This is a genomic window from Pseudoxanthomonas suwonensis (genome assembly GCF_010093235.1).
GTDB lineage: Bacteria > Pseudomonadota > Gammaproteobacteria > Xanthomonadales > Xanthomonadaceae > Pseudoxanthomonas > Pseudoxanthomonas suwonensis.
The window spans coordinates 104,128-128,700 of record NZ_PDWP01000004.1 but is presented as its reverse complement, the minus strand read 5'-3'; the positions used below and the strand labels follow the sequence as shown (position 1 = coordinate 128,700).

At 70.7% G+C, this 24,573-nt stretch carries 19 protein-coding genes, 1 pseudogene and 1 riboswitch; of the genes and pseudogenes, 8 read left to right on the top strand and 12 right to left on the bottom strand.

Features of this window, described 5'->3' with window-relative positions:
- Positions 1-6: 6 nt before the first annotated feature.
- The 4 genes and pseudogenes from CSC68_RS03045 to CSC68_RS03030 all read right to left on the bottom strand — a co-directional run.
- A pseudogene (locus CSC68_RS03045) lies at positions 7-375 on the bottom strand (Na+/H+ antiporter subunit C); the annotation flags it as partial.
- Positions 375-3,218 (bottom strand): monovalent cation/H+ antiporter subunit A, encoded by a 2,844-nt coding sequence (locus CSC68_RS03040; RefSeq protein ID WP_162202023.1) that lies wholly within the window; start codon positions 3,216-3,218, stop codon positions 375-377. The pseudogene CSC68_RS03045 and the gene CSC68_RS03040, both read right to left, overlap by 1 nt.
- A gap of 82 nt (positions 3,219-3,300) precedes the next feature.
- Positions 3,301-3,780 carry an Mpo1 family 2-hydroxy fatty acid dioxygenase gene (locus CSC68_RS03035; RefSeq protein ID WP_162202022.1) on the bottom strand — a complete coding sequence of 160 codons (480 nt, stop codon included), beginning with the start codon at positions 3,778-3,780 and terminating at the stop codon, positions 3,301-3,303.
- Between the two features lie 97 nt (positions 3,781-3,877).
- Positions 3,878-4,831, bottom strand: coding sequence for a phosphoribosylaminoimidazolesuccinocarboxamide synthase (locus CSC68_RS03030; RefSeq protein WP_162202021.1), 954 nt, complete (start codon positions 4,829-4,831; stop codon positions 3,878-3,880).
- A gap of 147 nt (positions 4,832-4,978) precedes the next feature.
- Here CSC68_RS03030 and CSC68_RS03025 point away from each other — a divergent pair, with 147 nt between their 5' ends.
- From CSC68_RS03025 to CSC68_RS03005, 5 genes are all read left to right on the top strand, one after another.
- Positions 4,979-5,317, top strand: coding sequence for a J domain-containing protein (locus CSC68_RS03025; protein WP_162202020.1), 339 nt, complete (start codon positions 4,979-4,981; stop codon positions 5,315-5,317).
- Between the two features lie 47 nt (positions 5,318-5,364).
- A complete protein-coding gene (rpe, locus tag CSC68_RS03020; RefSeq protein WP_162202019.1) occupies positions 5,365-6,051 on the top strand; it encodes a ribulose-phosphate 3-epimerase in 687 nt (228 codons plus the stop codon).
- Between the two features lie 178 nt (positions 6,052-6,229).
- Positions 6,230-7,183, top strand: a complete 954-nt coding sequence (gene yegS / locus CSC68_RS03015; RefSeq protein ID WP_162202018.1) for a lipid kinase YegS — start codon at positions 6,230-6,232, stop codon at positions 7,181-7,183.
- Between the two features lie 159 nt (positions 7,184-7,342).
- Positions 7,343-8,818 (top strand): anthranilate synthase component I, encoded by a 1,476-nt coding sequence (trpE, locus tag CSC68_RS03010; protein ID WP_162202017.1) that lies wholly within the window; start codon positions 7,343-7,345, stop codon positions 8,816-8,818.
- 10 nt (positions 8,819-8,828) lie between these two features.
- The gene (locus CSC68_RS03005; RefSeq protein ID WP_162202016.1) at positions 8,829-9,407 is read left to right on the top strand and encodes an anthranilate synthase component II; all 579 of its coding nucleotides are present in this window, start codon (positions 8,829-8,831) and stop codon (positions 9,405-9,407) included.
- 6 nt (positions 9,408-9,413) lie between these two features.
- Here the strand turns inward: CSC68_RS03005 and CSC68_RS03000 are convergent, their stop codons facing one another.
- Positions 9,414-9,797 carry a GtrA family protein gene (locus tag CSC68_RS03000; protein ID WP_162202015.1) on the bottom strand — a complete coding sequence of 128 codons (384 nt, stop codon included), beginning with the start codon at positions 9,795-9,797 and terminating at the stop codon, positions 9,414-9,416.
- 131 nt (positions 9,798-9,928) lie between these two features.
- Here CSC68_RS03000 and glmU point away from each other — a divergent pair, with 131 nt between their 5' ends.
- Complete coding sequence (gene glmU, locus CSC68_RS02995; protein ID WP_162202014.1) at positions 9,929-11,299, top strand: bifunctional UDP-N-acetylglucosamine diphosphorylase/glucosamine-1-phosphate N-acetyltransferase GlmU; 1,371 nt, start codon at positions 9,929-9,931, stop codon at positions 11,297-11,299.
- On the top strand, positions 11,296-11,820 hold the full coding sequence (locus CSC68_RS02990; protein WP_246193428.1) for a GNAT family N-acetyltransferase: 525 nt from the start codon (positions 11,296-11,298) through the stop codon (positions 11,818-11,820). Before glmU ends, CSC68_RS02990 begins: the two co-directional genes overlap by 4 nt.
- A 34-nt stretch (positions 11,821-11,854) precedes the next feature.
- On the opposite strand, the gene CSC68_RS02985 is transcribed toward CSC68_RS02990, so the two are convergent.
- The 6 genes from CSC68_RS02985 to CSC68_RS02960 all read right to left on the bottom strand — a co-directional run bounded on the left by CSC68_RS02985 (position 11,855) and on the right by CSC68_RS02960 (position 19,561).
- Positions 11,855-13,201 carry a sensor histidine kinase gene (locus CSC68_RS02985; RefSeq protein WP_162202013.1) on the bottom strand — a complete coding sequence of 449 codons (1,347 nt, stop codon included), beginning with the start codon at positions 13,199-13,201 and terminating at the stop codon, positions 11,855-11,857.
- Positions 13,202-13,211: 10 nt separating this feature from the next.
- Positions 13,212-14,546 carry a sigma-54-dependent transcriptional regulator gene (locus tag CSC68_RS02980; protein ID WP_162202012.1) on the bottom strand — a complete coding sequence of 445 codons (1,335 nt, stop codon included), beginning with the start codon at positions 14,544-14,546 and terminating at the stop codon, positions 13,212-13,214.
- 275 nt (positions 14,547-14,821) lie between these two features.
- Entirely contained in the window at positions 14,822-16,054 is a 1,233-nt protein-coding gene (locus CSC68_RS02975) for an ABC transporter permease (protein WP_162202011.1), read from the bottom strand.
- A 36-nt stretch (positions 16,055-16,090) separates the two neighbouring features.
- Complete coding sequence (locus tag CSC68_RS02970; protein WP_162202010.1) at positions 16,091-17,392, bottom strand: ABC transporter permease; 1,302 nt, start codon at positions 17,390-17,392, stop codon at positions 16,091-16,093.
- Positions 17,393-17,402: 10 nt separating this feature from the next.
- Entirely contained in the window at positions 17,403-18,113 is a 711-nt protein-coding gene (locus CSC68_RS02965; protein ID WP_162202009.1) for an ABC transporter ATP-binding protein, read from the bottom strand.
- Between the two features lie 176 nt (positions 18,114-18,289).
- On the bottom strand, positions 18,290-19,561 hold the full coding sequence (locus CSC68_RS02960) for an efflux RND transporter periplasmic adaptor subunit (protein ID WP_162202008.1): 1,272 nt from the start codon (positions 19,559-19,561) through the stop codon (positions 18,290-18,292).
- Between the two features lie 325 nt (positions 19,562-19,886).
- Here CSC68_RS02960 and glmS point away from each other — a divergent pair, with 325 nt between their 5' ends.
- Positions 19,887-21,719, top strand: a complete 1,833-nt coding sequence (gene glmS / locus CSC68_RS02955) for a glutamine--fructose-6-phosphate transaminase (isomerizing) (protein WP_162202007.1) — start codon at positions 19,887-19,889, stop codon at positions 21,717-21,719.
- Positions 21,720-21,821: 102 nt separating this feature from the next.
- Here glmS and metE read toward each other — a convergent pair whose 3' ends face one another.
- Entirely contained in the window at positions 21,822-24,107 is a 2,286-nt protein-coding gene (gene metE / locus CSC68_RS02950; protein WP_162202006.1) for a 5-methyltetrahydropteroyltriglutamate--homocysteine S-methyltransferase, read from the bottom strand.
- A gap of 206 nt (positions 24,108-24,313) precedes the next feature.
- Positions 24,314-24,546, bottom strand: a riboswitch (cobalamin riboswitch).
- Between the last annotated feature and the right edge of the window lie 27 nt (positions 24,547-24,573).

Below are 24,573 nucleotides of genomic sequence, written 5' to 3'. Positions count from 1 at the left end.
GTCGTGGCGCAGCTGCTCGCGTCGCTGGAACTCCGCTTCGGCGCGGCTGCCGTCGACATGGTCGCTGTTGTTGTCGGCGCGGCTGCGGATGGCCAGCACGATGATCACTGCGGTCATGGCGAAGGCGATCACGATCGCGGTCAGCACCAGGGCCTGGGGCAGGGGGTCGGTGTAGTACGCCGGCTCGGCGGGGATGCCGTCGCGCAGCACCGGCGCCTTGCCCGTCACCAGGCGCCCGCTGGAGAAGATCAGCAGGTTGGTGGCGTAGGACAGCAGGGTCAGCCCCAGGATCACGTCGAAGCTGCGCGCGCGCAGCAGCAGGTACACGCCCGCGGCGGTGAGGATGCCGATTGCGCTCGCCATCGCCAGTTCCATCAGCCCAGTTCTCCGGTACGGGTCGAACGCTGGCCCGGCTCGATCACGCCCAGCCGCGCCACGGTGGTGCGCGAGGGACGGATGGTGCCGAGCATCGACAGGATCAGCATGGCTCCGCCGAACACCACCAGGTACACGCCGGTGTCGAAGCCCATGGCGCTGGCCAGTTCCAGGTTGCCGACCAGCGGAAGTTCCAGCTCCAGGTGGCCGCTGGTGAGGAACGGCACGCCGAACAGGAACGCAGCCGCGCCGCTGGCCGCGGCCACCACCAGGCCCACGCCAATGCAGCGGATGTAGTCGAAGCCGAAGCGCGACTCGACCGAGGCCGCGCCCTGGATCACGTACTGGATCAGCAGCGGCACCGCCAGCACCAGGCCGGCGATGAAGCCGCCGCCCGGGGCGTTGTGCCCGCGCAGGAACAGGAACACCGACACCGTGAGGGTCAGCGGGAACAGCAGCTGGGCCAGGTCCGCCGGCACCGGCAGCTTCACTGGACCGCCGGACATGACCTTTTCCGGGGCCATCCGCGCGCGCCGCAGCAGGGCGTGCACGATCAGCGCGGCCACGCCGAACACGGTGATCTCGCCGAAGGTGTCGAAGCCGCGGAAGTCGACCAGGATCACGTTGACCACGTTGCGGCCGTAGGCCTCCGGCAGCGAGCGCGCCAGCATCTCCACGCTGGCCGCGTCGGGGCTCGGGTCGCGGGTCATCATCGCGTACGCCAGCAGCGCAACGCCCAGGCCGGCGGCGGCGGCGATACCGATGTCGCGGTAGCGGCGCGCGGGGCGGCGTTCCGGCGGCGAGCGCGGCGGCAGGTAGTGCAGGCCCAGCAGCAGCAGGGCCAGGCTGACCATCTCCACCAGCAGCTGGGTCAGGGCCAGGTCCGGGGCGGACAGGAACACGAAGGCCATGCTGACCATCAGGCCGATTCCGCCGACCACCAGCAGGGCCAGCAGGCGCTGGCGGTACAGGCGGATGGTCCAGGCGGTGCAGGCCACCATCACGAACCACAGGAACCAGCCCAGCAGCGGCATCGACGAGGGCGCGCGCAGCGCGGGCAGGTCGCCGCCGCCCAGCGAGTCCACGAACGGCGCGGCGCCGGCGGACAGGGCCGCCAGCACCAGCAGCAGCATGCTGCGCTGGACGCTGCCGTTGGCGATCCGGGTGGTGAAGCGGTTGGCCAGCGCGTACAGCGCGTCCATGTTCCAGCGGAACACGTTGCGCCCCAGCGAGCCGCGCACGATCGCGTGCAGGTCGAACAGGCGACGCAGGCCGAAGTACAGGGCGATGCCGCCGACGATGCCGCACAGGCTCATCAGCAGCGGCACGTTGAGCCCGTGCCACACCGCGAGGCTGTAGTCGGGCATGTCCGCGCCGAGGATGGCGCCGGCGCCGGCATGCAGGATCGGGGCGACGGTGAAGGCCGGGAACACGCCGACCGCGATGCACAGCACCACCAGCACCTCGACCGGGATCTTCATCCAGCGCGGCGGCTCGTGCGGCTCGCGGTCCAGGGCGCGCGGACCCCTGCCGAAGAAGGTCTCGTAGACGAAGCGCAGGCTGTAGGCCACGCCGAAGATGCCGTACAGCAGGGCGGCGATGGCGATGGCCAGGCGCATGTAGCCGTGGCCGCGGATATCCAGCGCCTCGGTGAAGAACATTTCCTTGGACAGGAAGCCGTTGAGCAGCGGGATGCCGGCCATCGCCAGCGAGGCGATCACCGCCAGCGCACTGGTCATCGGCATCGCCTTCCTCAGGTTGCCCAGGCGGCGGATGTCGCGGGTGCCGGTCTCGTGGTCGATGATGCCGGCGGCCATGAACAGCGAGGCCTTGAACGTGGCGTGGTTGAGGATGTGGAACACGCCGGCGACCACCGCCATCGGCGTGGACAGGCCGAACAGCAGGGTGATCAGGCCCAGGTGGGAAATGGTCGAGTACGCCAGCAGGCCCTTGAGGTCGTGCTGGAAGATCGCGAACCAGGCGCCCAGCAACAGGGTCGCCGCGCCGATGCCGCTGACCAGGTAGAAGAACAGGTCGCTGCCGGCCAGCGCCGGGTGCAGCCGCGCCAGCAGGAACACGCCGGCCTTCACCATGGTCGCCGAGTGCAGGTAAGCCGAAACCGGGGTGGGCGCGGCCATCGCGTGCGGCAGCCAGAAGTGCACCGGGAACTGCGCGCTCTTGGTGAACACGCCGGCCAGCACCAGGCCCAGCGCCCAGGGGTAGAGCGCGCTGTCGCGGATCAGCTCGCCGGAGGCCAGTACCGCGTCCAGGTCGTAGCTGCCGACGATGCGGCCGATCAGCAGCACGCCGCCGAGCAGGGCCAGGCCGCCGCCGCCGGTGATGGCCAGGGCCATGCGCGCGCCCTCGCGCGCGTCCTGGCGGTGGGTCCAGAAGCCGATCAGCAGGAACGAGCTGATGCTGGTCAGTTCCCAGAACACCAACAGCAGGAGCAGGTTGCCGGCCACGACCACGCCCAGCATCGAGCCCATGAACAGCAGCAGGTAGCTGAAGAAGCGCGCCGCGCTGTCGCGCGCGGACAGGTAGTAGTGGGCGTACAGCACCACCAGCGCGCCGATCGCCAGCACCAGGCCGGCGAACATCCAGGCCAGGCCGTCCAGGCGCAGGTCGAAATCCAGGCCGATCTGCGGGATCCAGGCGTGCTCGCCGCGGACGATCCAGCCCTGCAGGATCGAGGGGGCCAGCCAGCCCAGTACCACCAGGCCCAGCAGCGGGGCCGCTCCGGCGATCCATGCGGCGGCCGCGCGCGAACGTGGGCGCAGCAGGGCCAGCAGCGCCGCCGCCAGGAAGGGCAGGGCGAGGAGTACTTCCAGGAATGGGACCATCAGGGCGGACGTTCGGCCGTCGAGGTGAACCCCGGAGTTTAACAGTGGCCCGAGTGTCCTCCGCGTGGGCGCGCCCCGCTGGTCAGTACCGCCAGCCCATCCGGCGGTAGCACTTGGCCATCACCCAGGCCGGCCCGATCAGCAGGTAGACCAGGTCGGTGAGGAAGCTGGGGCGCCGGCCCTCGTAGTGGTGGCCGATGAACTGGGCGATCCAGGCGATCGCGAACACCGCGGCGCCTGCCGCCAGCAGCGCGGTGAGGCCCAGGCGCATCTCGATCAGCCTGCAGACACAGCCGCAGAAGAAGAACAGGGCAAGCATGCCGAGGCCGAGCCGGCGCGAGAGCCGGTTGTAGAAGGACCAGGCGGCGAACATCGCCAGCGCCGCCCAGATCCCGGTGCGGGCCAGGGTCCCGGCCACCGGCACGCACCACACCAGCGCCACCACCGACCACAGGATGGCCGGCACCGCGACGACGTGGATGCGCTGGTTGAGCCGGTTGCGATGGTCGGCCGAATAACTGGCGAAATAGCGGTCGATCGGCCGCTGTGCGGTGGCTTCCATGGATCCTCCCGGACCAGGACGGTCCCCCCTGGTCCGCAGCATAGCCCGCGGCGGCGACGGAGGGGCCGCGCCGCGGGCCGCGCGGCCCGGCGGCGGTTCAGTCGACCGCGATCCCGGCCAGCTTCTGCAGCGCCTCGGCGTAGCGGGCACGGGTGCGCTCGATCACTTCCGGCGGCAGGGTCGGGCCCGGTGGGGTCTTGTCCCAGTCCAGGGTCTCCAGGTAGTCGCGCACGATCTGCTTGTCGTAGCTCGGCGGGCTGGTGCCGACCTGGTACTCGTCCGCCGGCCAGTAGCGCGAGGAATCCGGCGTCAGCATCTCGTCCATGATGTACAGGCGGCCGTCGGCGTCGGTGCCGAACTCGAACTTGGTGTCCGCCAGCAGGATGCCGCGCTCGGCCGCGTAGGCGGCGGCGAAGCGGTACAGGCGCAGGGTCGCGTCGCGCACCCGCTCGGCCAGGTCGGCGCCGACCGCGCGCACCATGGCGTCGAAGTCGATGTTCTCGTCGTGGTCGCCGACGGCGGCCTTGGTCGAGGGAGTGAAGATCGGCTCCGGCAGCTGCTCGGCCTGGCGCAGTCCGGCCGGCAGGGCGATGCCGCTGACCTTGCCGGTGCGCTGGTAGTCCTTCCAGCCGCTGCCGATCAGGTGGCCGCGGGCGATGGCTTCCACCGGCACCGGCTTGAGCTTGCGGGTCACCACCGCGCGCTTCGCATACAGCGCCGGGTCCACGCCCTCGGGCAGGACCGCGGCCACGTCGATGCCGGTCAGGTGGTTGGGCATCAGGTGCGCGGTCTTGCCGAACCAGAAGTTGGAGATCTGGCACAGCATCTCGCCCTTGCCCGGGATCGGGTCGGGCAGGACCACGTCGAACGCGGACAGGCGGTCGGTCGCCACCATCAGCAGGTAGCCGTCCGGCGACACGGCGCCGGGACCGGTGGCGGCCAGGGCCGCATCCGGAATGCGTTCGCGGGGCAGGTCGAACACGTCGCGCACCTTGCCGCGGTGGCGCAGCGGCAGGCCGGGGAGATCGGACTGGAGCAGGGTCGTGGACAACGCAGTCTCCGGGCAGTGCTCAGGTTGACAGGGCCGCCGCGAACGGTACCCGGCCGGCGGCGGGTCGCACAGTGTACGGCCAGCGGGGCCGCCTGTGCCGTACAATCGCGCGCTCCCCACGTGGACGCCTCCGGGGCGCGCCGCCGCATGAAACGCTGGTACGGAAAACTGCTGGGGCTGGTCGCCGGGGCGCTGCTGTTCAGGCCCAATCCGCTGTTCGGCGCCGTGATCGGCCTGCTGGTCGGCCACGCCTTCGACGCCGACTGGTTCGGCCTGGGCCGGCGCGAGAACCCGTACGCCGAGCTGGGCCTGGAGCCGGACGCCAGCGACGCCGAGATCGACCAGGCCTATCGCCGGCTGATGTCCCAGTACCACCCCGACCGCGTCGCCGGGGCCGCGCCGGAACTGCGCGCCCAGGCCGAGCAGCGCGCCCGCGCCATCAACGCCGCCTACGACCGCATCCGCGCCCTGCGCAAGCGCCGCTGATGCGCGCGGGCGACACCGTCCCGAATCCAGACCCTGCGAGCCGAGCCATGCAGCCCACCGTCATCGCCCCGTCCATCCTCTCGGCCGATTTCGCCCGCCTGGGCGAGGAAGTCGACAACGTCGTCGCCGCCGGCGCCGACTGGGTGCATTTCGACGTGATGGACAACCACTACGTCCCCAACCTCACCATCGGCCCGATGGTCTGCCAGGCGTTGCGCAAGCACGGCGTACAGGCCTTCATCGACGTGCACCTGATGGTCGAGCCGGTGGACCGCATCGTCCCGGACTTCGCCGCCGCCGGCGCCAGCCTCATCAGCTTCCACCCGGAGGCCAGCCGCCACGTCCACCGCACCATCCAGCTGATCAGGTCGCATGGCTGCCAGGCCGGCCTGGTGCTCAACCCGGCCACCCCGGTCGAGGTGCTGGACTGGGTGCTGGAGGACCTGGACCTGGTGATGCTGATGTCGGTCAACCCCGGCTTTGGCGGCCAGGCCTTCATCCCCTCGACCCTGGACAAGCTGCGCGCGGTGCGGGCGATGATCGACAAGACCGGCAAACCGATCCGGCTGGAGATCGACGGCGGGGTCAAGGCCGACAACATCGGCCAGATCGCCGCCGCAGGCGCCGACACCTTCGTCGCCGGCTCGGCGATCTTCGCCGAGCCGCGCACCCGCGAGCACTACATCGACGTGGTCGGCCGGATGAAGGCCGCGGTGGCCGCCGCGCGCGGCTGAGGCGCAGGCCGGCGACACCACCGCCACGCGCGTCGCCGCCTCCGGGGCCGTCCCGCCACCGCTTGCTGCACCCGCAGGCGGGCGCGTGCCGATGACGTGGCGGTGACGGGGCGGCTCCGCTTCACGCCTGTTCCGGCCGCACGTTGCTAGCGTGCGCGCATCCCACTGGATTGCACGCATGCCTGGATCCGCCCCGACTCCCCCCGCCCTCTGGCTGGTCCTCAATGGCAAGTCCGCCGGCGAGGACAGCGTGCGCGACGCCGTGGCCACCGTGCGCGGGGAGGGACACGCGGTGGCGGTGCGGGTGACCTGGGAGGACGGCGACGCCGCCCGCTACGTCGCCGAGGCGCTGGATGCCGGTGCAGGCACGATCGTCGCCGGCGGCGGCGACGGTACCCTCAGCGAGGTCGCCCAGGCGCTGGCCGACCAGCAGGGCGGCGCCGATGCGTTGCCCGCGCTGGCGCTGTTGCCGCTGGGCACGGCCAACGACTTCGCAGCCGCCGCCGGGATTCCCGACGAACCTGCCGGTGCGCTCGCCCTGGCCCTGCAGGCGCCGGCGCCGGCGGTGGACCTGCTGCGCATCGAGGCGGACGGCCAGCGCCACTGGTGCGCCAACCTGGCCAGTGGCGGTTTCGGTACGGAAGTGACCGTGGAGACCGACGAAGGCCTCAAGAGCCTGCTCGGTGGCCTGGCCTACCTTGTCACCGGGATCGCGAGACTGGGCAGGATCGAGCCGGTGGAGCTGCGCGCACGCGGCCCCGGTTTCGAGTGGCAGGGCGGGCTGATCGCGCTGGGCCTGGGCAACGGCCGCCAGGCCGGCGGCGGACGCGAGCTGTGCCCGGAGGCCCGCATCGACGATGGCCTGCTGGAGCTGACCGTGATCCCCGAGCTTTCCGGCGAACTGGCCGCCACCCTCGGCACCCTGGTCAAGCAGGGCCAGCGCGCCGCGCTGGAACGCATCGCCGAGCGGGCGCGGCTGCCATGGGTGGAGCTGGAAGGCCTGGCCGGGCCGTTCACCCTCAATCTCGACGGCGAGCCGCTGCAGGCCCGCCGCTTCCGCATCGAATGCGTGCCCGGCAGGCTGCGCATGCGCCTGCCGGTCGACAGCCCGTTGCTCTCGCAACCTTCCTGAGCCACGCGCAGGCGCTGCGCGCGCGCGCCGATGCGGGTAAAGTGGGCGGCATGTTCGGCCAGACGATCAGGCTCCACCGCTTCTCCGCGCGCCAGGCTTGGCGATGGCGGCCCCATGCCGTCGTTTGCCATGCCCCGTATTGCCGGAAGGAAGCCTGCCTTGATCACGTCCGAACAGTTCCAGCGCCACGCCGCTGAAGCCCGCTACACCCGCGTCCCCGTCGTCCGCGAGGTCCTGTCCGACCTCGACACCCCGCTTTCGGTCTACCTGAAGCTGGCCGACGCCCCGCACACCTATCTCTTCGAATCGGTCGAGGGCGGCGAACGTTTCGGCCGCTACTCGATCATCGGCCTGCCCGCGCGCCGCACCATCAGCTTCCGTGGCCACTCCATGGAAACGCGCGAGGACGGCCGTGTTGTCGACTCCCGCCAGGTCGCGGATCCGTTCGCCGAGGTCGAGGCCCTGCGCAACTCCTACTCGGTGCCGCAGCTGGAAGGCCTGCCCGGTTTCACCGGCGGCCTGGTCGGCTGGTTCGGTTTCGAATGCATCGGCTATATCGAGCCGCGCCTGGCTGGCAACACCGCGCGCGACGAGATCGGCACCCCGGACATCTACCTGATGCTGTCCGAGGAACTGGCGGTGTTCGACAACCTCAAGGGGCGCCTGTACCTGATCGTGCATGCCGATCCGCGCCAGCCCGGTTCCTGGGATGCCGCGCAGGAGCGGCTGGATGCGCTGGTGGCCAAGCTGCGCCAACCCGGCCAGTACCCGGCCCCGATCAGCCGCGACGTGCTGGACGAGAGCCACTTCGTCTCCGGCTTCACCCGCGAAGGCTTCATCGAGGCGGTGGAGAAGTCCAAGGAATACATCCGCGCCGGCGACGTGTTCCAGGTGGTGCTGAGCCAGCGCCTGAGCGTGCCGTTCAACGCCCGTCCGGTGGACGTGTACCGCGCCCTGCGCGCGCTCAACCCGTCGCCGTACATGTATTTCCTCGATACCGGCGAGGTGCAGGTGGTCGGCTCCTCGCCGGAGATCCTGGTGCGGTTGCAGGGCGGGCAGGTCACCGTGCGCCCGATCGCCGGCACCCGCCCGCGCGGGCGCACGCCGGAGGAGGACCAGGCCCTGGAGCAGGAGCTGCTGGCCGATCCGAAGGAACTGGCCGAGCACGTGATGCTGATCGACTTGGGTCGCAACGACGTCGGCCGGGTGTCCGAGCCGGGCAGCGTCGAGGTCGGCGAGCGCTTCGTGATCGAGCGCTACAGCCACGTCATGCACATCGTCAGCGAGGTCACTGGCCGGCTGCTGCCGGGCCTCAGCTACGCCGACGTGCTGCGCGCCACCTTCCCGGCCGGCACCGTCAGCGGCGCGCCCAAGATCCGCGCCCTGGAAGTGATCCGCGAGCTGGAGCCGATCAAGCGCAACGTCTACGCCGGCAGCATCGGCTACATCGGCTGGCACGGCGACGCCGACACCGCCATCGCCATCCGCACCGCCGTGATCAAGGACGGCCGCCTGCACGTGCAGGCCGGCGCGGGCATCGTCTACGACTCCGACCCGCAGAAGGAGTGGGACGAGACCATGAACAAGGGCCGCGCGCTGTTCCGCGCCGTGGCGCAGGCGGCGCAGGGACTCTGAGGAATCCACCATGCTGTTGATGATCGACAACTACGACAGCTTCACCTTCAACCTCGTGCAGTACCTGCAGGCGCTGGGGGCGGAGGTGAAGGTGGTGCGCAACGACGCCATGAGCGTCGACCAGATCCGGAAGCTGGCGCCGGAGCGCATCGTGATCTCGCCCGGTCCGTGCACGCCGAACGAGGCGGGCGTGTCGCTGGAGGTGATCGAGCGCCTGGGCGCGACCACGCCGATCCTGGGCGTGTGCCTGGGCCACCAGAGCATCGGCCAGGCCTACGGCGGCAAAGTAGTGCGCGCCGGCAACATCATGCACGGCAAGACCTCGCCGATCCGGCACCAGGGCAAGGGCGTGTTCGCCGGCCTGGCGGACGGCTACGAGGCCACCCGCTACCACTCGCTGGTGGTGGAGAAGGAATCGCTGCCGGACTGCCTTGAGATCACCGCCTGGACCGAGAACCCGGACGGTTCGTTCGAGGAGATCATGGGGCTGCGCCACCGCGAGCATCCGGTGGAAGGCGTGCAGTTCCATCCCGAGTCGATCCTGACCCAGCACGGCCATGACCTGCTGCGGAACTTCCTCCGGCGCTGAGGCGCCTCAGCGGTAGACCAGCCTGCGCAGCAGGAAGAAGGTGACCATGGCCAGCCCGCCCTCGACCACGGGCTTGGCCATCCACGCCGAGTGCAGGCCCAGGTGCTGCTCGACCGCGTGCACCAGCACCGTGCTGGCGATGGTCATGGAGATCCACAGCACGCCGAAGCGGCGGAAGCGCTGCCAGCCCAGGCGTGCGCCGTCCTCGCAGGCGAAGGTGTAGCGGCCGTTGAGCCAGAACCCGAGCATGGCGCCGCTGGTGCGGCCCAGCAGGTTGGCCGGCACCGCGTCCAGGCCGAGCGCGGTCGCCGCCACGAACACGGCCCAGTCGACCAGCAGCTGCAGCAGGCCAAAGGCGAGGTACTGGCTGCCCTGGCGGAGGAGGAGCATCGGCACGGTGGATCCACGTCGTGGGGTGCCGGAAGTTTAATCGGCCTGCCTTTGCAGGAGGTGAAGCGTGCGGGCCCACCCGCCGGGAGGGATAGAATCATGTCCCTTTCCGCACAGAGAAGCGCCGCTCCATGACCCAGCCCCTGCACGTGGTGATCCTCGCCGCCGGCGAGGGCAAGCGCATGAGATCGGCCCTGCCCAAGGTGCTGCAGCCGATCGGCGGCCGACCGATGCTGGCCCACGTGATCGACACCGCCAGGCAGCTGGGGCCGGCGGCGATCCACGTGGTCTACGGCCATGGCGGCGATGCGGTGCGCGCGGCCTTCGCCGGCCAGGACGACCTGGTGTGGGTGGAGCAGGCCCGCCAGCTGGGCACCGGCCACGCCGTGCAGCAGGCCATGCCCGGGATCCCGGAGGCGGCCGACGTGCTGGTCCTTTACGGCGACGTGCCGCTGACCGCGCCGGACACCCTGCGCCGCCTGCTCGAGGCCGAGGGCCTGCTGCGCGTGCTGGTGGCCGAGCCGGAAGACCCCACCGGCTACGGTCGCATCGTGCGCGATCCGCAGGGCCGGGTGGCGCAGATCGTAGAACACCGCGACGCCAGCGAGGAGCAGCGCCGCATCGGCATCGTCAACACCGGCATCATCGCCGCCGAGTCCGATCCGCTGAAGCGCTGGCTGTCGCGCCTGTCCAACGAGAACGCCCAGGGCGAGTACTACCTCACCGACGTGTTCGCCATGGCCGCGGCCGAATACAACCCGGCGGAGATCGTGCGGGTGGAGGATCCGATCGAGGCCGAGGGCGCCAACGATCCGTGGCAGCTGTCGCAGCTGGAGCGCGCATGGCAGCTGCGCCGCGCGCGCGAGCTGTGCCTGGCCGGCGCCCGGCTGCTCGATCCGGCCCGGGTCGAGCAGCGCGGCACGGTGCGGGTCGGCCGCGACGTGGAGATCGACGTCAACGTGGTGCTGGAAGGCGAGGTCGAGCTGGGCGACGGCGTGCGCATCGGGCCGTTCGTGCGGCTCAAGGACGTGCGCCTGGGCCCGCGTACCGAAGTCCTGGCGCATTGCGACCTGGAGGGCGTGGTCACCGAGGGCGCGGCCCAGGTCGGTCCGTTCGCGCGGCTGCGCCCAGGCACGGTGCTGGCCGACGGCGTGCGCATCGGCAACTTCGTCGAGACCAAGAAATCGGTGCTGGGCGTGGGCAGCAAGGCCAACCACCTGACCTACCTGGGCGACGCGACCATCGGCGCCGGGGTGAACATCGGCGCCGGCACCATCACCTGCAACTACGACGGGGTGAACAAGTCGGCCACGGTGATTGGCGACGGGGCCTTCATCGGTTCCAACTCGGCCCTGGTGGCGCCGGTGGAGATCGGCGCCGGAGCGACCATCGGCGCCGGCTCGGTGATCACCCGCAACGCGCCCGCCGACACCCTGACGGTCTCGCGCGCACGCCAGAGTTCCATCGAGGGCTGGAAGCGGCCGGAGAAAAAGAAGAAGTGACCGGGTGGTCGCTGCGTCCCGGCCGCGCCGCGGATGCGGCGATCCTGGTCGGCATCGAACGCCGCGCCTGCGAGCTGCTGCGCGGGCACGAGGCCTACCCGGTGTTCGCGCGCAGCACCCTGGCTGCCGATGACCATGTCGAAGCAGCGGCCCGCGGGCGACTGTGGGTTGCGGAGTCCGGCGGGCGGGCGGTGGGTTATGCGCTCTACTCGTGCGTCGACGGCCAGGCGTACCTGGTGCAGATGGACGTGGATCCGGACCACGGGCGCCGCGGCATAGGCCGCGCACTGCTGGAACATGTCTGCGCCAGCGCGGCAGGGGAAGGTTTCGAGCGGATCACCCTGGTCACGTTGCGCGACGTGCCATGGAACGCGTCCTTCTATGCCAGCGCCGGGTTCGAGGTGCTGGAGCCGGCGCGATACACGCCCAGCATGCACGCCATGCTCGTGGAGGAGCGCGGCCTCGGCTTCCCGATGCACCTGCGGGTGGTGATGCAGCGCTGGCTGGGACGACCCGGGTAACACCGCCGTTGGCGGCCGCACCAGCGCCCGCGGCTCACTGCTCCGGCAGCATCACCGCCACGCACAGGCCGCCTTCGGCGCGGTTCTGCAGCGACAGCCGGCCACCGTGCGCCTCGACGATCTCCCGGCACAGGGCCAGGCCCAGGCCGGTGCCATTGCGCTTGGTCGAATAGAACGGCAGCAGCGCGTTCTGCAGCACCGCCTCGTTCATGCCGGGGCCACGGTCCAGCACCTCCAGCCGGGTCCAGCCGGGCAGCCGCCGCAGGCGCACCTCGACCTGGGGATTGCCCGCTTCCTCGCCAGCCTCGTGGGCGTTCTTCAGCAGGTTGAGCAGCGCCTGCTCCATCTGCGCCGGATCGACCCTGGCACGCAGGTCCGCGGCCATGCCGTCCAGCTCGAAGCTGATCTGGCGCTGCAGCCGCGCCAGGAAATCGCCCCAGTCCACCGCCTGCAGCTGCGGCTGCGGCAGCTTGGCGAAGCGCGCGTAGCCACGGATGAAGCCCTCCAGGTGGCGGGCACGGTCCTCGATGGTGGAGAACACCTCGGCCAGGCGCTCGTGGCGGCCGCGCCGCACCAGCTCGGCGCCGGAGTGGGCCAGCGAGGCGATCGGCGCCAGCGAGTTGTTGAGCTCGTGGCTGATCACCCTGATCACCTTCTTCCAGGTCTGCACCTCCTGGCGGCGCAGTTCGGGGGTCAGCAGTCGCAGCAGCAGCAGTTCGTGGTGGCGGCCATTGAGGGTGAAGCGCCGGCGCGAGAGGTGGTAGACCTCTTCCTCCGCGTCCTCGTCCTCCGCACCTTCCGGGCTGACCCCGAACAGGCTGTCGCCGCCGCGCGCCACCGCTTCGCGCAGCTCCGCCGGCAGGCCCTCCAGCACCGCGTCCATGCGCTGGCCTTCCAGCTTGCGTCCGTCGTTGAGCAGCTTGCGGGCGGCCAGGTTGGCATACACCACCCGTGGCACTCCGTCGCCGCCGTCGGCCCACAGGACCATGGCCACCGGCGTGTTCTGGACCATGGTATCCAGCAGCAGCTCGCGCTGGACCAGGTCCTGGCGTTGCCGGCGCAGCACTTCGCCCAGCTCGGCATGGGCGCGTACCAGTTCGCCGATCTCGTCGTTGCTGTGCCAGTGGATGCCGAAGTTGAACTCGCCGTCGCGGTAGGTGTTGACGCTGCCGGCGATGGCGCGGAACAGCGAGTTCAGCGGCGCCAGTGCGCGTCGCAGGCTCCACCAGGCCAGCAGGAGCACGATCGTGGTGGAAATGGCGGCGATCACCCAGCCGTGGTTGATCCAGTAGGCGAAGGTCCAGGGCAGCGCGGCCGCCAAGGCCAGGACCGGCAGCAGGCGGACGAACAGGCGCAGGAACAGGCTGCGGCGGATCCTCATGGGCACGGCCTCACGACTTGAGTCCGTGGCGCTCCATGCGCCGGTAAAGCGCCTGCCGGCTCATGCCCAGCTCCGCGGCCGCCTGCGCGATCACCCCGCCGGCGCGCTGCAGCGCCGCCTCGATCTGCTCGCGCTCGGGCTCGCGCGCCGGGGCCGGGCGCGAAGCCTGCGCCCGCGGCAGGGCCAGGTCCTCCGGCTCGATGCGCGCGCCGGTGGCCAGCAGCTGCGCACGCTGGATCACGTTGCGCAGCTCGCGCACGTTGCCGGGCCAGGAGTGGCGTTGCAGCGCCGCGGCGGCGGCCGGCGAGAGCGGCTTGCCACCCTCGCCGAAACGCTCGGCCAGCGGCAGTACGTCGCCGGGACGCTCGGCCAGCGGCGGCATGGCCAGTTCGATGGTGTTGAGCCGGTAGTAGAGGTCCTCGCGGAACGTGCCTTCGCGGATCATCGCCGGCAGGTCGGCATTGGTGGCGCTGACCACGCGCACCCTGACCTGGCGTTCGCGGTTGGAACCCAGCCGCGCGAAACGCCCGGTCTCCAGCACGCGCAGCAGCTTCATCTGCCCGGCCGGCGGCAGGTTGCCGATCTCGTCCAGGAACAGGGTGCCGCCGTCGGCGGCCTCGAACTTGCCCTCGCGCGCCTTGTTGGCGCCGGTGTAGGCGCCGGCCTCGGCGCCGAACAGCTCGGCCTCGATCAGGTCGGCCGGCAGCGCGCCGCAGTTGACCGTCACGAAGGGGCCGTCGCGCACCGGCGAATTGGCCTGGACGATCTCGGCGATCTTCTCCTTGCCGCTGCCGTTGGGCCCGGTGATCAGCACCGGCAGTTCCGAGCGCGCGACCTGGCAGGCCAGCGCGACCACGCGCTCGCTCGCCGGATCGGCGAACACCGCACCGCGCAGGTCGTAGCGGCGCGACAGGTCCTCGCGCCGGCGGCGCTCGCCGTCGCGGCGCTGGTCCAGCTCGCGCCGCGCCTCGGACAGTTCCAGCAGGTTATTGACCGTGGCCAGCAGCTTGGCGTCCTGCCAGGGCTTGGCCACGTAGTCGGCGGCGCCGGCCTTGATCAGTTCCACCGCGCTTTCCAGGTGGGTCCAGGCAGTTAGCAGGATCACCGGCAGGTCGGGATGGCGGTCGCGGATGGCGGCGAACAGTTCGCGCCCTTCGTCGCCGGAGGTGGTGTCGGCGGTGAAGTTCATGTCCTGGATCACCAGGTCCACCGGTTCGCGCTCCAGCAGCGCCAGTCCCTCCGCGGGGCCGGTGGCGTGCACCGTGGCGATGTCGTGCAGCGAGAACAGCACTTCCAGCGCGGTGGCGACGGCCGGGTTGTCGTCGATGACCAGGATGGTGGACATGGATGGGGCGCGGATTCCTTGGGCGGACGGCAAAGGCTACCTGTTCCCGGCCCGGCGTTCGCGGCCGGACGGGATGTCGTACGGGCGGGGAGCCCCCGGAACCGCCGCTGTCCCCGGCGCGGCCGCGGTCGAGGGGAGCGCCGCCGGAGCGGTGGCGGCGACCCTGGCTGGCCGCGGGATCGCGGCGAGCCAGGCGGCGGTCAGCGCCCCCACCGCCAGCGCGTACCAGGGCGTGGTGCCGGCGCCGGGCGCCTTCCGTTGGCGCAGGTTGCGATTCATACGCTGCGGGTGGCGGTGGCAGGCGGGATCGAGGCGGCGCGCCGCGCCGGTGCATAGACCGCCAGCTGGCCCAGCAGCCACAGCAGCACCGCGCCGGTGGGCAGGTAGTACAGCGGCAGGCGCGCCAGTTCGTACCTGCCCATCAGCACCTGGTTGATGGCGAACGCCAGCAGCATGCCCAGTCCGATGCCGATGGTGGCCAGCAGGAAGTTCTCGGTCTGGAAGTAGCGCAGGATCTGCCCGCTGGTGGCGCCAAGGGCCCGGCGGATGCCGATCTGCTTGGTCCGCTGCTGCACCCAGAAGCTGGCCAGGCCGATGATGCCCAGCGCGGTGATCAGCAGCAGGGCCACGCAGACGATGGCCAGCAGCCAGGCCATCGAGCGCGGGGCCTGGAAATACTCGCGGCGCATGTCCTCGATCGTGCCGGTGTCCTCGTCCTCCACGATGCGGTCGTTACCGCCGGCGCGAAGGGTCCGTACCGCCGCCTCCAGCACTTCCTGGCGCCGCTCGGGGGTGGTGCGGATCAGGTATTCGCCGCTGACCGCATAGTGCGGGCGCACAGGGAAGATCATCGAATAGTGGGCGGCTTCGGGTCCGCCGACGCCGGCGGGGCGGATCAGGCGGTCGATCACCCCGACCACCGGGATCGGCAGGTCGCCCCACGCGTAGATCGTCCTGCCGATCGGGTCCTCGCCCGGGAACAGGCGCTGGGCCATGGAACGGGTGATGATGACCGCCGGCATGCCGCCCTCGTAGTCCGCCGACTGCGCGTCGTTGTACTCGATGTACTCCTCCGGGTTGAAGGTGCGCCCGGCGACCAGCTGCACGCCGAGCGTTTCCAGCATCTGGTCGTCGCCCAGGTAGATCGAGGCCAGCAGGGTGCTGCGCTGCTGTTCCAGGCTCAGGCGCACGCCGGTGTTCCAGGACGAGCGGGTGAACGGCATCTGGTTCATCACCGTCGCGTTCTTCACGCCGGGCAGGGCGCGGAGCGTGGCCAGGTCGCTGCGGGTACGCGCCACCTCGTCGGGGTCGCTGCCGATGCCCTCGACCTGGACCCGGACCAGCTCTTCCTCGGCGATGCCGCTGGGCTGGCGGACCTCGGCCAGGCGGTCGCTGATCAGGAACAGCGCATTGCAGATGATCGCGCAGGTCAGGGCGATCTCGACCACGATCAGGGAAGCCGCGGTCTTGTGCCGCAGCAGGGTGGAAAGGATGGGGCGGATGTCCATGGGTGGTCTCCGTTGTGCGGGTGGCGGACCGGGCCGTCACTGGCTCTTGAGCTGGATGGCGGGGGTCACCTGCATCGCGCGCCAGGCCGGCAGCAGACCGGCCAGCACGCTGGCGGCGATGGCCAGGACGAAGGTGAAGACCAGCATTCGCAGGTCCAGGTGGGCGAGCTCGGCGTAGCTGGCCGGCTGCTGGCGCACCGCCCACAGGCCGAGCAGGGAAAGGCCCAGGCCGAGGATGCCGCCGACCAGGCCCACGGTGCCGGCCTCGACCAGGCACTGGCTGAAGATCGCTTGGCGCGAGGCGCCCAGGGCGCGACGCACGCCGATCTCGCTGCCACGGCGCAGGAACTTGGCCAGCAGCAGCCCGACCGTGTTCACCAGGCACACCAGCAGGAAGCCCAGGCCCAGCCACAGCTGCATCACCACGTCGTTGGGCACCACGCGCTTGAACTCCAGCCACTCCATGACGCTGCGCAGGCGCACGTTGGTCGGGCGCTCGAAACGCCCGGCCGCGCGCTGCTGGTCGGAGTAGTTGGCCAGGTAGTTGCGGTACTCGGAGACCCTGGACGGATCGGCCAGCTCCACCCAGTACTGGATCCAGACGCAAGGCGCGCCCAGTCCCATCTCGTCGCCGTTGCTCGAGCCCCAGCAGTCCATGCTTCCGGAGCGGTCCATCTTCATCGCGACCGCGGTCTGGAACGGGACGAACACGTCTTCCAGCTTGCCGTAGCGGTCGCTGTTCATGTCGTAGAAGCGCGGCACCGGGCGCCAGTCGCCGACCACGCCGACCACGGTGAAGTCGCCCTGGTCCAGCCGGAGCTGCTTGCCCACGCTGTCGCCGCCGCCGAACACGCGCTCGTTCAGCGCGCTGGAGATCACCGCGACCCGGGCGCGCGCCTCGTCCTCGTTCGCGCTCCAGCCGCGACCGTAAAGCATGGGTACGTCGAACATCGGGAAGAAGTCGGCGGAGGTGAAGCGGGCCCCTGCATTGAACGGGACCACGCCCTCGCGGTCCGGCGTCACCACGACGCTGCCGCCGGTCATCATCGCCTGGCGGTCGCCGCGCTTTTCGCGCAGCAGGGTTTCGGCGTCCAGGCGGGTGACCTGCTCCTGGGGTTCGTCGCCGGGCTCGTAGCCCTGCATTGCCGCCGCGTCCAGCTGCACGTAGAACAGGCGGCTGCTCTTGGAGGGGATCGGGTCGCCGGACAGCACGTGGAACACGGTCAGCGTGGTCATGCACGCGCCGATGCCCAGGGCGATGGCCAGCACCATCAGCATCGTCAGGGCCTTGTCGCGGCGGAAGCTGCGCAGGGCGAGGTTGAAGTAGTAGGCGAACATGGCGGCTTCCTCAGGCGACCGCGGCGCGGGCCAGGTGGCCCTGGCCGGGTTCCAGCGTCAGGTCGGTGGCCACGCCGTCGACGATGTGGACGTTGCGCTGCGCGCGCGCGGCCAGCTCCGGGTCGTGGGTGACCATGACGATGGTGGTGCCGGCGGCGTTGATCTGCTCCAGCAGTTCCATCACCCCGCGGGCCATCTGCGAGTCCAGGTTGCCGGTCGGTTCGTCCGCCAGCAGCAGGCGCGGCTCGCCGGCCAGGGCCCTGGCGATGGCCACGCGCTGCTGCTGGCCGCCGGACAGCTCGGCCGGGAAGTGCTTCATGCGCGAGGCCAGGCCCACCTGCGACAGCGCCTTCTCGATGCGCGCCTTGCGCTCGGCCGCCGGCAGCCCGCGGTAGCGCAGCGGCACGTCGACGTTGTCGAACAGGTTGAGGTCGGGGATCAGGTTGAAGCCCTGGAAGATGAAGCCGATCTTGCGGTTGCGCAGGCGGCTGCGGGCGTCGTCCGACAGGCCGCGCACGTTCTCGCCGTCCAGCAGGTAGTCGCCGGAGTCGAACGGCTCCAGCAGCCCGGCGATGTTGAGGAAGGTGGTCTTGCCCGAGCCCGAGGGACCGGTGACCGCGACGAACTCGCCCTCGCGGACGTGCAGGTCGAGCGAGCGCAGCGCATGGGTTTCGACCATCGCGGTGCGGTAGACCTTGGAGACCTGGCGCATTTCCAACATCGGAAGCTCCTTGTGATTCGTGATTCGTGATTGGTGATTGGTGATTCGTGATTGGTGATTGGTGATTGGTGATTGGTGATTGGTGATTGGTGATTCGCCTGGTGGCCGGGAGTGAGCGGGTGGCAGTTGCTTCTGCTGTTACGAATCACGAATCCCGAATCACCAATCACTGGCCATCAATTGATGGCCACTCTCTCTGCCTCGCCGAACTGGTCGGCGCCGGAGACCACGATCCGCTCGCCCTCCTGGACGCCGGAGACGATCTCGACGTAGCCGAGGCTGCTGGCGCCTGTCTGCACCGGGCGGCGCACGGCGCTGCGTCCGTCCACGACCCAGGCGTAGTTGCCGCCGCCCTGCTCGACGAACGGGCCACGCTCGACCATCAGCACGTTCTTGCGGGTATCCAGCACGATGCGGCTGGACAGGCGCTGGTTCTGGCGCAGGCCCGGCGGCTGCTGGCCCTCCTCGAAGCGCAGGCGCGCGGTGACCTCGCCGTTGACCACTTCCGGCGACACCGCCGAGACCTTGGCCGGCCACGCCTTGCCCTGGCTGGTGACCTGCGCCGGCACGCCGATGCCCAGGTCGCGGGCGAAGCTCTCCGGCACGCGGATCTCGACCTCGAACTCGCTCAGGTCCACCACGCTGAGGATCGGCGCGTTGACCGCCACGTTGGTGCCCTGCGAGACCTGCACCTGGCCGACCTGGCCGTCGAACGGCGCGCGCAGGGTCAGCAGGTCCACCTGGCGGCGCAGCTCCTCCACCACCGCCTTCTGGCGGTCGGCCAGCAGGCGCTTGTTGCGCGCATCCAGCGCCGCGCCCTGTTCCTGCAGCCGGGCGTCGTTGCGCGCGGCCTCCAGTCCGATCTGGGCCTTCTTCAGCTCGTCCTGGGCGCGGGCCAGCTCGTTGTTGGACACCGCGCCGCCGGCATGGGCGCGCTCGTAGCGCTCCAGGTCGCGCTGCGCGGCGGTGTGGTCGATCTGGGCCTGGTCGCGCGCCTTGTGCGCGTTGAGGCTGGCGATGCGCGCGTCCAGCTGCGCGCGGCTGGCCTCGGCCTCCATGCTTGCCAGGGTCGATTCCTCCTGGACCAGCTTGCTGCGCAGCTCGGGGCTGTCGATCACCGCCAGCACCTGTCCCTTCTCCACCACGTCGCCGGCCACCACCTGCAGCGACACTGTGCCGCCGGCGATGGCGTAGAGCACCGGGCTGTTGGCGGTGATCACCCGCCCGTCGGCGGACAGGTCGCGGACCAGGTCGCCGCGCTTCACCTCGGCGATGCGCAGGCGCGAGGCGTCGTAGGAGCGCGCACCGGCGCTCCAGCCGGAGACCACCCAGCCGGCAAGGACCAGGACACCCGCGGCGGCGGCGGCCGGCAGCAGCCAGCGGCGCCAGGCCGGGGGCTGGCCGGCGTGGGAGAGGGGGCGGTCCTGGGCGGAGGTGTCGGGGATCATGTGGGTCCGTGTGGCATGGGTGTCCGGTCTCCCTGTTGCAGGTCCCGTGCCAACTGCAGGCTGTTGATTTGAAAGGTTTCCTGCACGGCGCCCCAGTGTCCGGGGCGTCCGCCGGACAGCCGGGCGGACACCGTCCGGGGGCGGACGGGCGGACACTGGTGGCCGGCACCCCCGGCGTGCGGCCGGCGAGTGGCCGTGCGCACGGCAAGGCGCACGCCAGGGCTGGATGGCGGGACGCCGGGCGCCACCGTTCCGCCGGCGCGTTCCGCCGGTCGGACCGTACGCTCCGGTAGAATCGCGGGCCTGTTACCCGTGGGAAGACGGCATGTGCGGCATTGTTGGCGCGATCGCGGATCGCGATGTGGTTCCGGTCCTGATCGAGGGACTCAAGCGCCTGGAATACCGCGGCTATGACTCGGCCGGCCTGGCCGTGGTCGAGACCGGGGGCATCCGCCGGGTGCGCCGCACCGGCCGCGTGGCGGAGATGGAGCATGCCGCCGCCGCCGAGGACTTCCACGGCGTGCTGGGCATCGGCCACACCCGCTGGGCGACCCATGGCGGCGTGACCGAGGCCAACGCCCACCCGCACGTCAGCCATGGCGAGCTGGCCCTGGTCCACAACGGCATCATCGAGAACCACGAGGAGCAGCGCGAACGCCTGCGCGGCCTCGGCTACCAGTTCGAGTCGCAGACCGATACCGAGGTCATCGCCCACCTGATCCACTACTACATGCAGCAGGGCCAGGACCTGCTGGGCGCGCTGCAGCACGCGGTCAAGGAGCTGAGCGGCGCCTACGCCCTGGCCGTGGTCAGCCTGCGCGAGCCGGGCCGCCTGGTCGGCGCGCGCATGGGTTGCCCGCTGCTGGTCGGCGTGGGCGAGGGCGAGAACTTCCTCGCCTCCGACGTCTCCGCGATCATCTCCGCCACCCGCCGGGTGATCTTCCTCGAGGAAGGCGATACCGCCGACATCCGCCGCGAGGGGGTGCGCGTGTTCGACTCGGCCGACCAGGAGGTGGCACGCGAGGTCCACGTGTCCGACGTGTCGCTGGCCTCGCTGGAGCTGGGCCCGTACCGGCACTTCATGCAGAAGGAGATCCACGAGCAGCCGCGCGCCATCGCCGACACCGTCGAGGCGGTGATCGACGCCGGCAGCTTCGAGCCGACCCTGTTCGGCGCCAATGCCGAGGAGGTGCTGCGCAAGGTCCGCGGCGTGCAGATCCTGGCCTGCGGCACCAGCTACTACGCCGGCCTGACCGCGCGCTACTGGATCGAGGCCGTCGCCGGCCTGCCCTGCAGCGTGGAGATCGCCAGCGAATACCGCTACCGCGATGCCTACGCCGACCCGGACTACCTGGTCGTCACCATCTCCCAGTCCGGCGAAACCCTGGACACGATGGAGGCGCTCAAGTACGCCAGGTCGCTGGGCCACCGCCACACGCTGTCGATCTGCAACGTGCCCGAGAGCGCGATCCCGCGCGCCAGCGAGCTGGTCTGCTACACCCGCGCCGGCGCCGAGATCGGCGTGGCCTCGACCAAGGCCTTCACCACCCAGCTGGCCGCGCTGTTCCAGCTGACCGTGGTGCTGGGCAAGCTGCACGGCCGGGTCACCGCCGAACAGGAGGCCGGCTACCTGGAGCAGCTGCGCATGCTGCCGGGCAGCGTGCAGCACGCGCTGAACCTGGAGCCGCAGATCCAGGTCTGGGCCGAGCGCTTCGCCGCCAAGCAGAACGCCCTGTTCCTGGGCCGCGGCCTGCACTACCCGATCGCCCTGGAAGGCGCGCTCAAGCTCAAGGAAATCTCCTACATCCACGCCGAGGCCTATCCGGCCGGCGAGCTCAAGCACGGCCCGCTGGCGCTGGTGGACGCGGCCATGCCGGTGGTGGTGATCGCCCCGAACGACCGCCTGCTGGAAAAGGTCAAGTCCAACATGCAGGAAGTGCGCGCCCGCGGCGGCGAGCTGTTCGTGTTCGCCGACCAGGACAGCAACTTCACCGCCTCCGAGGGCGTGCACGTGATCCGCACCCCGCGCCATGCCGGCGTGCTGAGCCCGGTGATCCACACCATCCCGGTGCAGCTGCTGGCCTACCACACCGCCCTGGCCCGCGGCACCGACGTGGACAAGCCGCGCAACCTGGCCAAGTCGGTCACGGTCGAGTAGCCGGCATCGGCCGGGGCGGCGCGGGTGCGCTGCACCGCGCCGGGCGCCATGGCCCCCGGCGCGGCCCGCGGCAGGGTGGCGCGGTGACGCCACCCCGCCGCGTCACCGGGCGGCCGATTCGCGCATGACCATGGCCGCCTCGACCATCCTGCGCAGCGCCAGGTCCGTTTCCTCCCAGCCGCGTGTCTTCAGCCCGCAGTCCGGGTTCACCCACAGCTGGTCCGGCGCCAGCACCTCCCGCGCCTTGCCGAGCAGTTCCACCATCTCGGCGGTGGTGGGGATGCGCGGGGAGTGGATGTCGTACACGCCCGGGCCGATCTGGTTGGGGTAGCGGAACCTGGCGAAGGCATCCAGCAGCTCCATCCGCGAGCGCGAGGTCTCGATCGAGATCACGTCCGCGTCCATCGCCGCCACCGCCTGGATGATGTCGTTGAATTCGGCGTAGCACATGTGGGTGTGGATCTGGGTGGCATCGTCCACCCCGGACGCGCACAGGCGGAAGCATTCGACCGCCCATTCCAGGTAGGCGTCCCAGTGCGCGCGCCGCAGTGGCAGCCCCTCGCGCAGGGCCGGTTCGTCGATCTGGATCACCCGGATGCCGGCCGCCTCCAGGTCCAGGACTTCGTCGCGCAGGGCCAGTGCGATCTGCCTGCAGGTGTCCGCGCGCGGCTGGTCGTCGCGCACGAACGACCACTGCATCAGGGTCACCGGGCCGGTGAGCATGCCCTTGACCGGGCGCGAGGTCAGCGACTGGGCGTACCGCGCCCAGCGCACCGTCATCGGCGCCGGCCGCGCCACGTCACCGAAGATCACCGGGGGTTTCACGCAACGGCTGCCGTAGCTCTGCACCCAGCCCAGCCTGGTGAACGCGAAGCCGTCCAGCTGTTCGCCGAAATACTCGACCATGTCGTTGCGCTCGAACTCGCCGTGGACCAGGACGTCGATCCCGACCTGCTCCTGGAAGCGCACGCACTGTTCGGTCTGCGCCTCCAGGAACGCCTCATAGGCCGCCCCCTCCAGCTTGCCCGACTTGAACTTCGCCCGCGCCTCGCGCACCTGGCGGGTCTGCGGGAAGGAGCCGATGGTCGTGGTCGGGTACGGCGGCAATGCCAGGGCCGCCTGCTGGGCCTGGCGGCGCGCCGGGGAGTCCGAGACGCGGCGGCCCAGCGCCGGGTCGATGGCGGCCACGCGCTGCGCCACCTCCGGCCGGTGCACGCGCGTGGAGGCGCGGCGCGAGGCGTGGCGCAGGCGTGCGTCCTCCAGCGCGGCCTCGGCACCGGGGTGGCCATCCAGGGCATCGGCCAGCACCCGGATCTCGCCGAGCTTCTGCTTGGCGAAGGACAGCCAGGAGCGCAGTTCCGGATCCAGGCCGTTCTCGGCGTCCAGGTCCACCGGCACGTGCAGCAGCGAACACGACGGCGCCAGGCACACGTTGTCCGCGCCGAGCCGGGTGCGCGCGTACCGCGCCAGCAGCAGCGCGTTGTCCAGGCGGGTGCGCCAGACATTGCGCCCGTCCACCAGCCCCAGCGAGAGCATCCGCCCGGGCGGCAGCGCGTCCAGCGCCGCTTCCAGCTGTTCCGGTGCGCGCACCAGGTCCAGGTGCAGGCCATCCACCGGCAGCGCCGTGGCCAGGGCCAGGTTGTCACCGAGCGCGCCGAAGTACGGGGCCAGCATCAGCTTCGGCCGTGGCCCGGTCGCCAGCCGGGCATAGGCGCGGCGACAGGCCTCGCGGACCGGCTCCGGCAGGTCCAGCACCAGGGCCGGCTCGTCGACCTGGACCCAGCCCGCGCCCGCCGCGTGCAGTTTCTCCAGCAGCTGCACATAGGCCGGGACCAGCCGGTCCAGCAGCGCGAAGCGGTCGCTGCCGTCGACCGTCTTGGACAGCCACAGGAAGGTGACAGGCCCGATCAGGACCGGCCGGGTCTCGATGCCGAGCCTGCGCGCCTCCAGGTACTGCGCCACCGGCGTGTCGCCGCGCAGGGCGAAGTCCTGGCCGGCCTCCAGCTCGGGCACGAGGTAGTGGTAGTTGGTGTCGAACCACTTGGTCATCTCCAGCGCGTGCAGGTCGATGCCCGGGCGCTGCAGTCCGCGCGCCATGGCGAAGTAGCCGGCCAGCGGTGCCGCCTCGACCACGGCGCGGTAGCGCCGGGGGATCGCGTCGAACAGCAACGCCGTGTCCAGGACCTGGTCGTACAGCGAGAAGTCGTTGGAGGGCGGCAGGTCGATGCCGGCCTCCCGTTGCAGCCGCCAGTGGCGGGCGCGCAGCTCCCGCGCGGTGTCGAGCAGTTGCGTGGCGGGCAGCTCGCCGCGCCAGTGGGCTTCCAGGGCCTGCTTCAGTTCGCGGCGTGGCCCGATGCGGGGAAAGCCGAGGTTGGTGGTCAGTGTCATCGATGTGATTCCTCATGCGTGGACGATGAGGAACGAAGGACCGGCGGCGTGCGCGGCTGGACACCGCGCACGCCGCCATGGCGACCTTCGCCCCCGCGGGCGAGCCGGCGCAGCCCGGGGGGCGGGCGCGGGAACACTGCGTGGCCACGGCCACGCGATGCCTCCGGCCACCTCCCCGCGGAGGCTCCAGGTCAGGCGGAAGACGGACGCGTCTTCCGGCCGGGGCAGGTCTTCGGGCTCATGGACGGGCGGCGAAGGCCGCGTGCCTACTGTCCGCCGCTTCCCGGCCGGTGGGCCAGTGCGATGGCGGGGTTCGTTTCCAATTACCGCTGCGGGGCAGCGCCGGAATTGTCCTGCAGGGCAGGACGCACCGGACTTCCCTTTTAATTCATCGCTACATCTGGATGAAGCGATGAAACCTTCGGCGCGGAGAAGGTAGCCGGTCCACCGGCGACCGGTCAACCGC